The following is a 16,052-nucleotide window of genomic DNA, read 5'->3' as shown; positions in this document are numbered from 1 at the left end:
TTTAAGTGAATAGAAAGATAAAGCTCTTTAACAATTAGGAACAAGCTGAAAGAAACGAGTTCTCGTTTTTACGAAAGGCTTTTGATTATAGATTGAGTTAAAGTTTATTGAACTTTAATTGAATAATTTATAAATAAAAAGAGAATAAGTAAGAAAGAGAAGAAAGCGTAATTTAAACCAAGACAACTGTGAGTTGTAAGGTTAAGAAATTAAGCGTACACGGTGGATGCCTAGGCAATCAGAGGCGAAGAAGGACGTGTTAATCTGCGAAAAGCGACGGTAAGCTGATAAAAAGCGCAATAGCCGTCGATGTCCGAATGGGGAAACCCAGTGTAGGAAACTACACTATCATCTAATGAATTCATAGTTAGATGAGGCGAACCGGGAGAACTGAAACATCTAAGTACCCCGAGGAAAAGAAATCAACCGAGATTCCCTGAGTAGCGGCGAGCGAAAGGGGAGGAGCCCAAGCGGGTAGCATAAAGTATTAGTGGAAGCGTCTGGAAAGTCGCACGATAGAGGGTGAAAGTCCCGTACACGAAGGTACGTTATGTGGAAGCTTATAGAGTAGGGCGGGACACGTGATATCCTGTCTGAAGAGGGGGGGACCATCCTCCAAGGCTAAATACTCCTGATTGACCGATAGTGAACCAGTACCGTGAGGGAAAGGCGAAAAGAACCCCGGGAGGGGAGTGAAATAGACCCTGAAACCGTGTACGTACAATCAGTGGGAGCTGTTACCGTTGGGTAATAGTGACTGCGTACCTTTTGTATAATGGGTCAGCGACTTATATTCTGTAGCGAGGTTAACCGAATAGGGGAGCCGAAGGGAAACCGAGTATTAACTGTGCGTTAAGTTGCAGGGTATAGACCCGAAACCCGGTGATCTAGCCATGGGCAGGTTGAAGGTTGGTTAACACTAACTGGAGGACCGAACCGACTAATGTTGAAAAATTAGCGGATGACCTGTGGCTGGGGGTGAAAGGCCAATCAAACCGGGAGATAGCTGGTTCTCCCCGAAAGCTATTTAGGTAGCGCCTCATGAATGACTGTTGGGGGTAGAGCACTGTTTCGGCTAGGGGGCCATCCCGGCTTACCAACCCGATGCAAACTCCGAATACTGACAAGTTGAATCATGGGAGACACACGGCGGGTGCTAACGTTCGTCGTGAAGAGGGAAACAACCCAGACCGCCAGCTAAGGTCCCAAAGTCATAGTTAAGTGGGAAACGAAGTGGGAAGGCTTAGACAGCTAGGATGTTGGCTTAGAAGCAGCCATCATTTAAAGAAAGCGTAATAGCTCACTAGTCGAGTCGGCCTGCGCGGAAGATGTAACGGGGCTAAAACTATGCACCGAAGCTGCGGCAGTGCACGTAAGTGTATTGGGTAGGGGAGCGTTCTGTAAGCCGTAGAAGGTGTGTTGTGAGGCATGCTGGAGGTATCAGAAGTGCGAATGCTGACATAAGTAACGATAAAGCGGGTGAAAAGCCCGCTCGCCGGAAGACCAAGGGTTCCTGTCCAACGTTAATCGGGGCAGGGTGAGTCGACCCCTAAGGAGAGGCCGAAGGGCGTATCTGATGGGAAACGGGTTAATATTCCCGTACTGGCTATAACTGCGATGGGGTGACGAAGAAGGCTAGGTTTACCACCTATTGGATGGTGGGTTAAGCGTGTAGGGGTGTGATTAGGCAAATCCGGTCACTGAAACTCTGAGGCGTGATGACGAGCTGCTAAGGCAGTGAAGTAATTGATGCCCTGCTTCCAGGAAAATCCTCTAAGCTTCAGGTTATAGTTAATCGTACCCGAAACCGACACAGGTGGTCAGGTAGAGAATACTAAGGCGCTTGAGAGAACTCGGGTGAAGGAACTAGGCAAAATGGTGCCGTAACTTCGGGAGAAGGCACGCTGATGTGTAATTGAAATCCCATGCGGACGTAGGTGAAATCAGTCGAAGATACCAGCTGGCTGCAACTGTTTAATAAAAACACAGCACTGTGCAAACACGAAAGTGGACGTATACGGTGTGACGCCTGCCCGGTGCTGGAAGGTTAATTGATGGGGTTATGCTTATGCAGAAGCTCCTGATCGAAGCCCCAGTAAACGGCGGCCGTAACTATAACGGTCCTAAGGTAGCGAAATTCCTTGTCGGGTAAGTTCCGACCTGCACGAATGGCGTAATGATGGCCAGGCTGTCTCCACCCGAGACTCAGTGAAATTGAAATTGCCGTGAAGATGCGGTGTACCCGTGGCAAGACGGAAAGACCCCGTGAACCTTTACTATAGCTTGACAGTGAACATTGAGCCTTAATGTGTAGGATAGGTGGGAGGCAAAGAAGCATGCACGCCAGTGTGAGTGGAGTCGACCTTGAAATACCACCCTTTAATGTTTGATGTTCTAACCTATACTTCTGAATCGAGGTAAGGGACACTGTCTGGTGGGTAGTTTGACTGGGGCGGTCTCCTCCCAAAGAGTAACGGAGGAGCACGAAGGTTAGCTAATCCTGGTCGGACATCAGGAGGTTAGTGCAATGGCAAAAGCTAGCTTGACTGCGAGAGTGACGGCTCGAGCAGGTACGAAAGTAGGTCATAGTGATCCGGTGGTTCTGAATGGAAGGGCCATCGCTCAACGGATAAAAGGTACTCCGGGGATAACAGGCTGATACCGCCCAAGAGTTCATATCGACGGCGGTGTTTGGCACCTCGATGTCGGCTCATCACATCCTGGGGCTGAAGTAGGTCCCAAGGGTACGGCTGTTCGCCGTTTAAAGTGGTACGCGAGCTGGGTTTAGAACGTCGTGAGACAGTTCGGTCCCTATCTGCCATGGGCGTAGGAAAATTGAGAGGGTTTGCTTCTAGTACGAGAGGACCGAAGTGAACGCACCGCTGGTGTACGGGTTGTGATGCCAATTGCATTGCCCGGTAGCTACGTGCGGAATAGATAAGTGCTGAAAGCATCTAAGCACGAAACTAGCCTCGAGATGAGTTTTCCCTGAAGAGATTCAGTAAGGTCCGTTTGAGACTAAGACGTAGATAGGTCAGGTGTGTAAGTGTAGTGATACATTGAGCTAACTGATACTAATGAACCGAGAGTCTTAACCTTACAACTCGGAGTTGTTTTGGTTTACGCAGAAGTTATTGCTAGATGAGGAAATCATCGAAAAGAGAATAGAGATAGAAAAAACAGTTTGTTCCGAATTGAGTGATTGTTGTTGATATGAGATAATGGACAGCGATAAAGAAAGAGAGTACAGGATATGTCTGGCGGTAATAGCGCGGTGGTCCCACCTGACCCCATGCCGAACTCAGAAGTGAAACGCCGTAGTGCCGATGGTAGTGTGGGTATTACCCATGTGAGAGTAGGGTGCCGCCAGACTTCTAAATTTAATATATACATACCAAATACGGTGGAGCGGTAGTTCAGTTGGTTAGAATACCTGCCTGTCACGCAGGGGGTCGCGGGTTCGAGCCCCGTCCGTTCCGCCACCTTATTTAGGGGCGTAGTTCAATTGGTAGAGCACCGGTCTCCAAAACCGGGTGTTGGGAGTTCGAGACTCTCCGCCCCTGCCACAAAAAATAGTGATTTTGTTTTAAATTTAATCATTTGGTCATTTTTACCCGAGCAAATAAAAAAATTTTATTTACAGATTAACTTAGTCAATTATAATTCCCGCCCAAATACTTTTATAACCTAGAGGATAGAACATGGCTGAGAGCTTTATTAGTCAACAACGTTTTTTTGATAATAAAAATTATCCAAGAGGATTTTCTCGTCACGGAGACTTTACTATTAAAGAAGCACTTATTTTAGAAAAACATGGATGTGCTTTTAAAGATCTTGATACAGAAGTTAGAAAACCTACTACAGCAGAAGAAAAATCATTTGTTGCCGTTTGCAAAGGTAAAAAAGAGCCATCAACTGATTTTGAAAAAACTTGGTTGAAATATCTTTCTAGCATAAATAAGCCTAAACGCTTTCACACATTATCTGGCGGAAAACCACAAGTTGATACAACTGATGATTTTGTCGATACTGACGACTAATTCTTTTAACCAATATTTTTATGTAATTGAATTAATAATCGATCCATAGAACGATAACTTAATGCTTCTGAAATATGTTTTCGTTCTATGTTTTCTGATAATTCTAAATCTGCAATTGTTCGCGATACCTTTAATATACGATGCCACGCCCTAGCAGAGAGTCCTAATTTAATCAATGCTTGTTCTAAATATTCATTGTTTTCATCAGACAATTTGCAATAGCATTGTATTTCATTTGTATTTAACTGACTATTTAGTTTATTATTTCTTTTATACTGGATATTTCTTGCTTGTAAAACTCGTTTTTTTACCGTTTCGGTTGATTCAGTTGAAGTCGGTTTTTGGCTTAAGGAGCCTTTAGGTAATAAAGGCACTTCAATTGAAATATCAAATCTATCGAGAAAAGGTCCTGAAAGTCGATTTAAATAGCGGATTGTTTGCTGGGGTGTTGTTCTATTGTGTGTTCCTTGATAATGTCCTGTAGGGCTTGGATTCATTGCTGCTATTAATTGAAATTTAGCAGGAAATTTTATTTTTGCGTTTGCTCTCGAAATGATAATTTCACCTGACTCAATTGGTTCTCTCAGAGCGTCTAATACCTTTCGGTTAAATTCTGGTAATTCATCTAAAAATAAAACTCCATTATGTGCTAGTGAAATTTCGCCAGGTTTAGGTATTGTTCCTCCACCAACTAATGCTGCCGCTGATGCACTATGGTGTGGCGATCTAAATGGCCTTTTACGCCAGTTTTTGATTGAACCATTTGGACTAACTAGACTAGTTATTGCAGCGCTTTCAAGCGCTTCTTCATCAGATAATTGAGGTAACAGCGATGTCAAGCGAGTTGCTAACATAGTTTTTCCTGTCCCTGGAGGACCAATTAATAGTAAATTATGACCTCCGGCGGCTGCTATTTCTAACGCTCTTTTGGCTTGTTCCTGTCCGATTATATCTTGTAAACTAGCTAAGTTATTATCAACATCTTGATATTCACGGTATTGAACTGCTGGTAAGTCAATTTCTTTATATAAATATTGGCATAACTCCAATAAGTTATTAGTGATTAAGGTATTGTTTTGGTGAATTAAAGAAATTTCAGATTGATTTTCTGCTGAAATTATTAATGTACGATTTTTCTTTTTAGAAGAAATAGCAGCGGGGATTGCTCCTTTCACTGCTCTAATATTTCCTGAAAGAGCCAATTCTCCTAAAAATTCATAATGTAATAGGTTATCTGTTGGAATTTGTTCTGTAGCGGCAAGAATAGCGATAGCTATTGGTAAATCAAAACGACTCCCTTCCTTTGGTAGATCTGCAGGAGATAAGTTAACAGTTATTTTTTTTGCAGGAAAGGTAAAACCACTATTAATAATGGCGCTTCTAACTCGATCTTTAGCCTCTTTAACCGTTGCTTCAGGCAGGCCAACTAAAACAAAACCTGGTAACCCATTACTAATATGAACTTCAACGTTTATTAACGGTGCTTGTATTCCAATAGATGCTCGAGTATAAATAATTGCAAGTGACATAGTTTCTAATTATCAACATATTGAATTGTATTGTTATAGTATTAGAAATATTGAGTAAACTATAAAAGTCGGTTTATTAATGGGATCTGTCACGCAATAAATAATCCGCTTTTGCAATAATCTTAATTTTTTTTATTTAAAGTTATTTTTGAAATAAATAATGATATAAAAAATAAACAAGTATTACTTAATACAATTGAAGGCCCTGTTGGGGTGTCGTAAATAAATGAAAACATCAATCCGATAAAAACTGATAACATACCAATTATTATTGCAATTATGGCCATAGCTTCAGGTGTTTTTGAATAATATTTGGCTGTTGCGGCAGGAATAATAAGTAAAGATGTAATAATTAGGGCTCCAACAAATTTCATTGATAGACCTATTGTTAGCGCCAACAGTAGAGTTAAAAGTAATTTTGTTATTTGTATATTAATACCGTGGCTAAAAGCTAACTCTTCACTGACAGTAATAAATAAAATGTCATTCCATCGCCAAAGCAATAAGGCACCAATAAATGCTACACAAGTGGTAATTTGATAAAGATCAGAATATGTTACTGATAATAGATCACCAAATAAGTACCCCATTAGATCGATACGGATGTTATTCATTAAACTAATTACAACTAAACCAAGAGATAATGCACTATGAGCTAAAATACCAAGTAAACTATCAATTGGAAGTTGTTTTTGGGCTTCTAACCAAAGTAACCCTAAGGCTAGTAAAAGAGTTACAAAAATGACTGCATAAAATAAATTTATATTCAGTAAAAAGCCAAAAGCGATACCAAGTAAAGCCGCATGGGATAGAGTATCACCAAAATAGGACATTCTACGCCAAACAACAAAAGTACCTAAAGGACCTGTTATGCTCGTTAAGCATAATCCTGCTAATAAAGAAGGTAATAATAACTCAATCATTATGTTTTTTTCCATAACAAGACATAGCAATTTGCCTATGTTGATCAATAGAGGGGGAGCAACAGTCATGTTGGTGATTATGATGATGTTTATAAACAGCAATTTGTGAAGCCCCATGTTGGCCAAATAGAGAAATAAATTCAGGATCGTTAGATACAATAGCAGGTGTGCCAGAACAACAAATATGATGATTTAAACAAATTACTTCATCTGTTTTTGCCATAACTAAATGAAGATCATGAGAAACCATTAATACACCGCAATTAAACTGTTTTTTTGCATCAGCGATTAGATCATATAATAATACTTGACCATTAACATCCACGCCTTGAGTTGGTTCATCAAGAATCAATAATTGAGGTTGCTTTGCTAAGGCTTGAGCTAATAATACGCGTTGCAATTCCCCACCTGATAATTGATGCATAGATTTATTAATCAAATATTCTGCTTTTACCATTGATAACGTACTAAAAATCTTTTCGGTATTTAATTGTTTATTTAAGCGCATAAAACGTTTAACAGTAATAGGCAGTGTGGTATTTAAATTGATTGACTGTGGTACATAGCCAATTGTTAAATTGCTTGAACGTTTAATTGTTCCTGAAGTATATGGAACTAAACCTAAAATAACTTTTACTAGAGTTGATTTACCTGCGCCATTGGGGCCAAGTAATGTAATAATTTGATTAAGATGTATTGCTAACGAAACGTCATGTAATATTTTTTGATGGTCAATTTCCACCGAAACACTATCAAGAGAGATTAGTGGTGTCATATCGCTAAGAGCCTTGCCTACAATCATGTTATGTTATATTATAACAATTATTGGTTTTATTCTATCATACTTTTTAATATAGGATAATGGTGTGAAAAAAAATATTACACAAAATAATAAACAATTAATCTCTTTTTTAATGATATTTAGTTCATTGATATTTATGCAAACTATCGCTAATTTTGCTAATGCGAAAGTTATTTCTTCTGTGAAACCCATAGGATTTATCACTGAAGCTATTGCTTCAGGAGTAACTGATACTGATATTTTACTTCCTGATGGTGCATCTCCTCACACCTATTATTTAAAACCTTCTGATTTGGCAAAACTTAAATCAGCCGAACTTGTGATTTGGGTCGGTGAAGATATGGAAGCTTTTATGCCAACTATCTTAAAAAGTATCGATAAGCAAAAGCAAATTGAATTAATGGCTGTACCGGAAATTAAATCGTTACTTAGAACAAGCCATGACGAGCATGAACCGGAAGATGCTCATTCTCATGATGAGATCAATCAAGATCACCATCACCATGGTGAATATGATGAGCATATTTGGCTTTCACCTAAAATTGCTAAGATTATCGCACAATCAATTCATGATAGGCTTGTTACCTTGTATCCAGATAAAAGTATATTGATTGATGAAAACTTAGACGAATTCATTACCAAACTCACAGAAACAGAACAAAACATTGCAAAAAAACTAATTACCGTACAAAATAGAGGGTATTTTGTGTTTCATGATGCTTATGGATATTTTGAGGCACAGTTCGGATTAAAAAAGCTAGGCAGTTTTACTATAAATCCAGCAGTTCAACCCGGTGTTCAAAAAGTTTATGCTATTCAACAGGAGCTCAAGGATCATCAAGCAGTATGTGTATTTCGTGAGCCACAGTTTAGCCCTGCAGTTATTGAGAAATTAGTGAGTGGAACAAATGTTCAAATTGGAGAATTGAATCCATTAGGAACGGGTATAATACTTTCAAAAAGTGCTTATTCACAATTTTTAACAAATTTAACACAGCAACTGTTGGATTGTTTAGATAAAAACTAGTTTTAGTAATAAATAGTTAAGGTTAATTTTGGCAAGAAAAATAAAATCCCTCAGTATTGAAAAAAATAATTTTAAAATTCCCTATTTTTCAATATTGGGAGTTCTTTTTATTGTTATTTTATTTACTACTCTGTGGCGTCCACTCAATTTGGAGAGAACGGTTTATGTTCCTTTAACTCCTCAAGTTGAAACTACTGTAAATGATGATTCCAGCTCTATTTATGGTGATGGAAGAGTCGAGATAGTAAATGGTAAAATTGCTACTGTCACTGAATCATCAGATGTTCCTGAAGATGAAATTGTTAAAGATGAATTAGATGATATCGTTGATGGTAAAGATAATGCAGTACAATATACTATTGTTCGTGGTGATACTCTGCATGATATTCTAATTCGCTATAATGTTAATAAAAATGATATCTATCTATTAACGTCAAAATTTAAGCAACTTGCAAATTTAAGGATTGGTCAACAGATTAGCTGGACGACTGATGATAATCATAACTTGCAAACTTTTAGTTGGACAATATCAAGCAATAACATCCGAATCTATGAAAAATCTGGCGATAAATTTGTAGAAAGTTCTGAAACAGTTGAAGCCGTCCCACAAGATATTGTTATAAAAGGTGACATTAAATCTAGTTTTGTTGCTGATGCTCGAAAGAGCGGTCTAACTAGTAATGAAATAGGTATTATTACTCGCGCTTTACAGTGGCGTTTAGATTTTCGCCGATTACAAGTAGGTGATAAATTTTCAGTTGCTATAACACGAGAAATGCATGGTAAAAGCTTATCCAATAGTCAGTTGCGGGGGGTTCGAATTAAAAATGGAACTAAAGATTATTATGCAATTTTAGCTGATGATGGTAAATATTATGATATTAATGGCAACAGCTTATCGCAGAGTTTTTTCCGTTATCCCTTAGCAAAAAAGGCGCGTGTTTCTTCTGGATTTAATCCCCGTCGTTTACACCCTGTTACAGGTCAAATAGCTCCTCATAATGGTGTTGATTTTGCGGTGTCTCGTGGCACACCTGTATTATCGGTTGGTGATGGTGAGGTAGTAATTGCAAAATATAGTGGTTCAGCGGGCAACTATATTGCTATTCGGCATGGTCGTCAGTATATGACAACTTATATGCATTTGGATAAAATTTTAGTTAAACCTGGTCAGCAAGTTAAGCAAGGCGATAAAATTGGCCTATCAGGAAACACAGGGCGTTCTACGGGGCCTCATTTACATTTTGAATTACATATTAATAATAAGCCTGTTAATCCATTAACGGCAAGCTTACCTATTTCGGAAGGCTTAACAGGTAAGTCGAAAAAGGCATTCTTGTCAAAAGTTAAAAGTATGAGCTCTCAGCTAAACTTTTAAAGTTATACATTGGTTTTATACTTAGCTGAATTTTTAAAAAAGGTAGTCAAGGTGTCCTTAAAAAATTATGTTATCATAAGCTAATTATTATTTAATAATAAATGTTAGGTGCAGTTTGAAAACATCAACTAAAACAGAAAAAAAACGCTCTTCTAAAAAGACCAGAAAAAATAAAAAAACTACACTTTGGCGACGATTTTTGATACTACTATTCAAGTTGTTTCTTGTCTTTGCTGCAGTGGCTATTATTTATGGTGTTTATCTTGATCAACAAATTAAAGAACGGATTGATGGGAATGTATGGGAGTTACCAGCGGCTGTTTATGGACAAATTATTGATCTCGAACCAGATAGCGAATATAGTCTAAATGATGTGGTAACAATATTAGTTGGTGCGCAATATCGCCAACAAGATACCAAAGCTACTCGTCCTGGTGAATTTATTGTAAAAAATGATGCGGTTGAAATTTATCGTCGGCCTTTTACTTTTCCTGATGGTGAAGAGCAAGCTTTTAGAGTCAGAATAACTTTTTATGAAAATCGTATTGATCGTATTACTAATCTAGATTCAGGACGTGATTTTGGATTGCTTAAGATTGATCCTAAATTAATTACTATGATGCATTCTCCAAATGGCGAACAACGTCTGTTTGTTCCATTAAAAGAGTTTCCTGATTCATTATTACAAACATTAGTCGCAACGGAAGATAAACGTTTTTATGATCATCATGGCGTAAGTTTATATTCTATTGGTCGTGCGATTTTTGTTAATCTAACAACAGGTCGTACTGAAGGTGGGAGTACATTAACTCAGCAAACAGTCAAAAACCTTTTTTTAACTAACGAACGTAGTTTAAGTCGCAAAATACGTGAAGCTTATATGGCTCTTATTTTGGATGGACACTATAGCAAAGAACGTATTTTAGAGCTTTATTTAAACGAAGTTTATTTTGGACAAGCGGGTAGTGAAGAGATCCATGGTTTTCCATTAGCAAGTCTTTACTATTTTGGCCGCCCAGTTAATGAACTGACATTAGATCAGCAAGCAGTACTAGTTGGTATGGTAAAAGGAGCTTCTTTATATAATCCTTGGACACAACCTCAACAAGTTATTGAGCGCCGTAATGTAGTTTTAAAACTTGATCAGCAGCAAGGTATTATAGATGATGAGTTATATAATTTATTAAGTCAGCGCCCACTATCAGTTTTACCCAAAGGTGGTGTAATTTCACCACAACCAGCATTTATGCAGGTTGTACGCAATGAACTTCGAAAACAATTAGGTGATAAAGCAGATCACTTATCTGGTATGAAGATTTTTACTACCTTTGATCCTGTAGCTCAATCAGCTGCAGAGCAAGCGGTAACTAACGTAATTGAGAAACTGCGAAAATCAACTAATAAAGAATTACAAACAGCAATGGTTATAGTTAGCCGAGAAACTGGAGAAATTCGCTCTATCATTGGTAGTGCTGAACCCCGTTATCCAGGATATAACCGTGCTTGGTTAACTCAGCGAGCAATTGGTTCATTAGCTAAACCGTCAACTTATTTAACTGCACTTGGACAACCTGATCATTATCAACTTAATACTTGGCTTGATGATAAACCTTTATCGATAAAGCTTGATGGTAATGGTTATTGGGAACCGAAAAACTATGATCGTAAATTTCGTGATCGGGTTATGTTAGTAGATGCCTTAGCGCTTTCACTTAATGTACCTACTGTTAATTTAGGAATGGCATTAGGACTTGATGCAACAAAGAATACTTTACAGTCATTAGGTGTACCTGCAGAGCGTATACCCAATTTACCATCAAGACTACTTGGTGCTTTAGAATTAACACCATTAGAAACTGCGCAGATGTTTCAAACGATAGCTAATAATGGTCAACGATCTCCACTTTCTATTTTAAGATATGTATTGACCGATAAAGGTGAATTAGTTTATCAAAGTTACCCGCAACAACTTCAGGCTGTATCTCAACAATCAGCTTATTTAACTACTTATGCTATGCAACAAGTGGTTAATTCGGGAACATCTCGTTCATTAAAAGCTAAATATGGTTCATTTAATTTAGCAGCTAAGACAGGCACAAGTAATGATTCTCGTGATAGTTGGTTTACAGGAATAGATGGTAAAAATGTTGCTGTTGTTTGGATTGGTTTAGATGATCATTCTCCAATGAAATTAACAGGAGCAACTGGCGCCTTAAAAATTTATAGTGAATATTTACAAAATAATCCACCAAAGAAATTAGTATTGCCACTACCTCAAAATATTTTTATGGTACCTATTGATAGTGATGGGCAGTGGCAATGTAATGGGAGTGGTATTCGCTCTTTACCTGTATGGACGATTAACCCTCAGAGTTTATGCTCTGTCAATAACCAGTCTATACCGGTTCAGCAAGCACCGACTTGGGTTACTGACCTATTAAATAACTAAGTGAAAACAATATGCCTGAATTACCGGAAGTTGAGACAAGTCGTCGAGGTATTTTGCCGTATTTGAAAGGACAGATTATTGATAAAATTATTGTTCGACAACCTAAATTACGTTGGCCCGTTGATAAGGCTATAAGTAATGTGCACGGGCAAATTATTTTAGATATAAAACGTCGTGCAAAATATTTATTATTACAGTTACCCAACAATTGGATCGTAATTCATCTAGGAATGTCTGGAAGTTTACGTATTTTAAAAAATCCACAAAAAGCAGAAAAGCATGATCATATTGATTTAGTTTTAGAAAATGGCGTCACTCTACGTTATATCGATCCTAGGCGTTTTGGATCTTGGCTTTGGGCAAATTCGCTAGATGAAATATCTCAATTACAACATTTGGGACCGGAGCCTTTAAGTAATGAATTCTCTGCGGAATATCTATTAAGAAAAGCGAGGAATCGAAAAGTTCCAATAAAAAGTTGGATTATGGATAACCACATTGTGGTTGGCGTCGGTAATATTTACGCGTCTGAATCGTTATTTATGGCAAAAATCAACCCTAACCGAAAAGTAAACTCCTTACAATTAAATGAATTTGAAAGGCTTGTAGCTTCTATTAAGCAAGTTCTTACTAAATCAATTAAACAAGGAGGAACAACACTCAAGGATTTCCTGCAATCTAATGGTAAACCTGGATATTTTGCACAGGAGTTACAAGTTTATGGACGCGAAGGTAAACAATGTCTGATTTGTGGTACAGAAATAAAATCACAAAAAATTGGACAGCGTAATACCTTTTATTGTGAATATTGTCAGAAATAAAGATACCTATTAAGCTAAGATTACCACTTTGGGTTATTTGTTAAAAAGCTGGATCGGCTACACTAATTCATACAACTTTTTTAAGGGTAAGGTAAACTTATCACAACTAAAAAAGGAACAAATATGAATAAGATTAAATGCAAAAGACGAACATTCACAGATGATTTTAAACACCAAATGGTCAGTCTTTATCAACATGGTAAATCACGTAGTGAAATTGTTGCCGAATATGATTTGACACCATCAGCATTGGACCGTTGGATAACGCAAGCAAGCCAAAGCGGCTCATTTAAAACAAAAGATAATCGCAGTCCACAAGAACAAGAGTTAATCGCGTTGCGTAAAGAGCTTAAACAGCTGCGTATGGAAAACGATATTCTAAAGCAAGCAGCACTGATAATAGGACGAAAATCGCTATCCTAAAAGCAAATCGACATCGTTATAGCATAACAAAGTTAGGATTATCAAGACATTATGCTTATTATCAGTGTAAATTGAATAGACAAAAATCAGTAGGGCTTTATACCAATAAAATCGTGACGTTATTTAATCAGAGCTATCAGTCTTATGGTACAAGACGAATTCGTTTTGATTTACAGAAAGAGAATATTTGGGTGTCACGCCGTTACATTGCTCGGTTGATGAAAGCCTCATTGCTGGTATCAAAATACCCGTTAAACCTTATCAATCTCACAATACGGAAGTGAATGAAACCGCCACAGAAAATCACCTGCAACGACAATTTGATGTAGGTGATAAAAAACAAATTGTTGTTGCAGATTTAACCTATATTCAAGTTAAGCAACGTTGGAACTATTTATGTGTTTTAGTGAACTTATCCGATAGGAAAATTGTCGGTTATCATGTTGGTCAACATAAAACAGCAGAGCTTGTTATGTCGGCATTAAGCTAAATTAAACTGCCATTATCAAAATTGGATTTATTTCATTCAGACAGAGGCAAAGAGTTTGATAATCGGTTATTAGAGGCGTGTTTTAAGGCATTTAATATCACGCATTCATTAAGCAAGAAAGGATGTCCTTATGACAATGCGGTAGCGGAAGCGACATTTAAAACAATTAAAACAGAATTTGTAAAAGGCCAACGTTTCAACTCAACAGCTGAGTTACAACGCGCTTTTTCGGCTTATGCTTATTGGTATAATCATAAACGATTGCATTCTTCGTTAGGCTACTTGCCTCCCGTTGAATTTAAAAAACACTTACCCCTTAATTTTTTTGTTTGAAAATGTGTTGCCATTCCAAGCAATAATATTTTTAATACATCACATCTATCACCTTATATAAAAATATCTTACGAAACTCTTTAAACCTTACCTAAATAGGATTAGTATAGGCAACTAGATTTAGAATAATTATTTTTATTATCACTTTGATTATTATATATAATAAAACAATTAAATTATAAAAATCTTTTTATTTTAAAGATTATAGACTTGTACCTAGATATCAGCTATCTTTTCCATCTTATGATTGTTGATGATTTGTAAAGTTTAATATATGGAATTAATCAGAGACAGGATATTAATTTTTAAAGACTTTGTTTTCTGTTTTTTATGAGTTTATATTTACTTTAACTCTATTTATCTTATTTTTATTAAGGAATTTAAGATGATCAAATTCGCTTCTCGCTTTTTGACAACTTGTTTTATTTTATTTTTTACCTCAATGGCTAATTCTGAAGTTAGAATTATTATTACTGATGGAGTGAGTTCAGCTAAACCTATCGCGGTTGCTCCATTTAAATGGGCTGGAGGAGGAGAACCCCCACAAGTTATTGAAGAAATTATTGCGTCTGATTTGCGTAACAGTGGTAAGTTCAATCCTGTTGATGTTAATCAAATGCCTCAGAAACCAACAATTGCTTCAGAGGTTACTCCAGCCGTATGGAACAAACTTGGTGTTTCTGCTGTTGTGGTTGGATCAATACAACCAGATGCGTCAGGAAAATATCTTATAAATTATCAATTAGTCGATACAGTTAATCGACCAGGTACAGTTCTAGCACAAAATCAATTCTCAATTGAAAAACGTTGGGTACGTTATGCCGCCCATACTGCAAGTGATGAAATCTTTGAATCACTAACAGGTATTAAAGGAGCATTTAGAACACGAATTGCTTATGTTGTAAAAACGACTAAAGGGCCTTTTTCACACGAACTAAGAGTGTCTGATTATGATGGTTATGATCAAATCACTGTTCATCGTTCTAAGGAACCATTAATGTCTCCTACTTGGTCACCAGATGGCAAAAAAATAGCCTATGTAACTTTTGAAGGTGGACATTCCTCATTAGTTTTAAAAACATTGGATAGTGGTGCTGTTCAAACAATTGCATCTTTCCCTCAGCATAATGGGGCGCCGGCATTTTCTCCGGATGGTAGTAAATTAGCATTTGCTCTATCTAAAGGTGGTAGCTTAAATTTATATATGATGAATTTAAGTAGCAAAAAAATCACACAAATTACCTCTAGCCGTAGCAATGATACAGAACCTTCTTGGATGCCAGATAGTCAAACTATTATTTACACATCGGACCAAGCAGGTCGTCCTCAGTTATATAGTATCAACATCAATACTGGTGAATCGCAAAGGTTAACTTGGGATAATACCCAAAATCAAAATGCTAGAGTATCGCCTGATGGTTCTTTTATTGCAATGATATCAACCAATAATGGCGAACAACATATAACTCGATATGATATGGATACAAAAACCTATCAACGCCTAACAGACACTTTTTTAGATGAAACTCCAAGTATTGCACCAAACGGAACAATGATCATTTATAGTTCATCTCAAGGGTTAGGTACAATTTTGAACCTTGTTTCTACAGATGGTAATTTTAAAGCGAGATTACCTGCAACCGATGGGCAAGTAAAATTTCCTGCATGGTCACCGTATTTATAAGGACAGCTTAAAAAACAAACAATATTATGATTATTAAAATTGTGTAAAGTTTAAGGTCGTTATAATATATAACTCTAATCTTTCTGGTTGGTAACGGATGTTACTTTGAAGTCGGTTAGATACATAAAATATAAGTAATAATTTATTCAAACA

General features: G+C 37.2%; 12 protein-coding genes, 2 tRNA genes, 2 rRNA genes and 1 pseudogene. 14 read left to right on the top strand and 3 right to left on the bottom strand.

Annotated elements, in window-relative coordinates:
• Nucleotides 1–199 precede the first annotated feature (199 nt).
• The 5 genes from A9G31_RS10645 to A9G31_RS10625 all read left to right on the top strand — a co-directional run bounded on the left by A9G31_RS10645 (nt 200) and on the right by A9G31_RS10625 (nt 4,040).
• A 23S ribosomal RNA gene (locus A9G31_RS10645) occupies nt 200–3,099 on the top strand.
• A 157-nt stretch (nt 3,100–3,256) separates the two neighbouring features.
• Nucleotides 3,257–3,372, top strand: a 5S ribosomal RNA gene (gene rrf, locus A9G31_RS10640).
• Nucleotides 3,373–3,405: 33 nt separating this feature from the next.
• Nucleotides 3,406–3,482, top strand: a tRNA-Asp gene (locus A9G31_RS10635).
• 8 nt (nt 3,483–3,490) lie between these two features.
• Nucleotides 3,491–3,566, top strand: a tRNA-Trp gene (locus tag A9G31_RS10630).
• Between the two features lie 135 nt (nt 3,567–3,701).
• Nucleotides 3,702–4,040 (top strand): DUF413 domain-containing protein, encoded by a 339-nt coding sequence (locus A9G31_RS10625; RefSeq protein ID WP_065561622.1) that lies wholly within the window; start codon nt 3,702–3,704, stop codon nt 4,038–4,040.
• A gap of 5 nt (nt 4,041–4,045) precedes the next feature.
• Here the strand turns inward: A9G31_RS10625 and A9G31_RS10620 are convergent, their stop codons facing one another.
• From A9G31_RS10620 to znuC, 3 genes are all read right to left on the bottom strand, one after another.
• A complete protein-coding gene (locus A9G31_RS10620; RefSeq protein ID WP_065561621.1) occupies nt 4,046–5,569 on the bottom strand; it encodes a YifB family Mg chelatase-like AAA ATPase in 1,524 nt (507 codons plus the stop codon).
• A 122-nt stretch (nt 5,570–5,691) separates the two neighbouring features.
• Nucleotides 5,692–6,492 (bottom strand): zinc ABC transporter permease subunit ZnuB, encoded by an 801-nt coding sequence (znuB, locus tag A9G31_RS10615; RefSeq protein ID WP_065561620.1) that lies wholly within the window; start codon nt 6,490–6,492, stop codon nt 5,692–5,694.
• Nucleotides 6,485–7,267 (bottom strand): zinc ABC transporter ATP-binding protein ZnuC, encoded by a 783-nt coding sequence (znuC, locus tag A9G31_RS10610; protein WP_065561619.1) that lies wholly within the window; start codon nt 7,265–7,267, stop codon nt 6,485–6,487. The genes znuB and znuC overlap by 8 nt, the downstream gene beginning before the upstream one ends.
• A gap of 103 nt (nt 7,268–7,370) precedes the next feature.
• Here znuC and znuA point away from each other — a divergent pair, with 103 nt between their 5' ends.
• The 9 genes and pseudogenes from znuA to tolB all read left to right on the top strand — a co-directional run bounded on the left by znuA (nt 7,371) and on the right by tolB (nt 15,899).
• Nucleotides 7,371–8,321 (top strand): zinc ABC transporter substrate-binding protein ZnuA, encoded by a 951-nt coding sequence (znuA, locus tag A9G31_RS10605; RefSeq protein ID WP_442902674.1) that lies wholly within the window; start codon nt 7,371–7,373, stop codon nt 8,319–8,321.
• 28 nt (nt 8,322–8,349) lie between these two features.
• Nucleotides 8,350–9,699 carry a murein DD-endopeptidase MepM gene (gene mepM / locus A9G31_RS10600; RefSeq protein ID WP_065561618.1) on the top strand — a complete coding sequence of 450 codons (1,350 nt, stop codon included), beginning with the start codon at nt 8,350–8,352 and terminating at the stop codon, nt 9,697–9,699.
• Between the two features lie 115 nt (nt 9,700–9,814).
• The gene (gene mrcB / locus A9G31_RS10595) at nt 9,815–12,148 is read left to right on the top strand and encodes a bifunctional glycosyl transferase/transpeptidase (RefSeq protein WP_065561617.1); all 2,334 of its coding nucleotides are present in this window, start codon (nt 9,815–9,817) and stop codon (nt 12,146–12,148) included.
• An 11-nt stretch (nt 12,149–12,159) separates the two neighbouring features.
• Nucleotides 12,160–12,969, top strand: coding sequence for a bifunctional DNA-formamidopyrimidine glycosylase/DNA-(apurinic or apyrimidinic site) lyase (mutM, locus tag A9G31_RS10590; RefSeq protein WP_065561616.1), 810 nt, complete (start codon nt 12,160–12,162; stop codon nt 12,967–12,969).
• A gap of 123 nt (nt 12,970–13,092) precedes the next feature.
• Complete coding sequence (locus A9G31_RS10585; protein WP_065561615.1) at nt 13,093–13,392, top strand: IS3 family transposase; 300 nt, start codon at nt 13,093–13,095, stop codon at nt 13,390–13,392.
• A 113-nt stretch (nt 13,393–13,505) separates the two neighbouring features.
• A pseudogene (locus A9G31_RS12290) lies at nt 13,506–13,580 on the top strand (hypothetical protein); the annotation flags it as partial.
• Nucleotides 13,580–13,882, top strand: coding sequence for a hypothetical protein (locus A9G31_RS11495; protein WP_141671452.1), 303 nt, complete (start codon nt 13,580–13,582; stop codon nt 13,880–13,882). The pseudogene A9G31_RS12290 and the gene A9G31_RS11495, both read left to right, overlap by 1 nt.
• Nucleotides 13,883–13,903: 21 nt before the next feature.
• Nucleotides 13,904–14,215, top strand: coding sequence for an integrase core domain-containing protein (locus A9G31_RS11490; RefSeq protein ID WP_176700398.1), 312 nt, complete (start codon nt 13,904–13,906; stop codon nt 14,213–14,215).
• 388 nt (nt 14,216–14,603) lie between these two features.
• A complete protein-coding gene (tolB, locus tag A9G31_RS10575) occupies nt 14,604–15,899 on the top strand; it encodes a Tol-Pal system beta propeller repeat protein TolB (protein ID WP_065561623.1) in 1,296 nt (431 codons plus the stop codon).
• Nucleotides 15,900–16,052: the final 153 nt, after the last annotated feature.

This window comes from Gilliamella sp. Gris1-4 (genome assembly GCF_001690335.1).
Lineage (GTDB): Bacteria > Pseudomonadota > Gammaproteobacteria > Enterobacterales > Orbaceae > Gilliamella > Gilliamella apicola_P.
The sequence above is the reverse complement of the archived record's forward strand: the minus strand, read 5'-3'. Positions and strand labels throughout refer to the sequence as shown.

Bases quoted from the DNA above. Each gene is read 5' to 3' on its own strand.
- A9G31_RS10585 (WP_065561615.1), top strand. From the start codon at position 13,093: ATGAATAAGATTAAATGCAAAAGACGAACATTCACAGATGATTTTAAA.
- znuB (WP_065561620.1), bottom strand. From the start codon at position 6,492: ATGATTGAGTTATTATTACCTTCTTTATTAGCAGGATTATGCTTAACG.
- A9G31_RS10620 (WP_065561621.1), bottom strand. From the start codon at position 5,569: ATGTCACTTGCAATTATTTATACTCGAGCATCTATTGGAATACAAGCA.
- A9G31_RS10625 (WP_065561622.1), top strand. From the start codon at position 3,702: ATGGCTGAGAGCTTTATTAGTCAACAACGTTTTTTTGATAATAAAAAT.
- mutM (WP_065561616.1), top strand. From the start codon at position 12,160: ATGCCTGAATTACCGGAAGTTGAGACAAGTCGTCGAGGTATTTTGCCG.
- znuC (WP_065561619.1), bottom strand. From the start codon at position 7,267: ATGACACCACTAATCTCTCTTGATAGTGTTTCGGTGGAAATTGACCAT.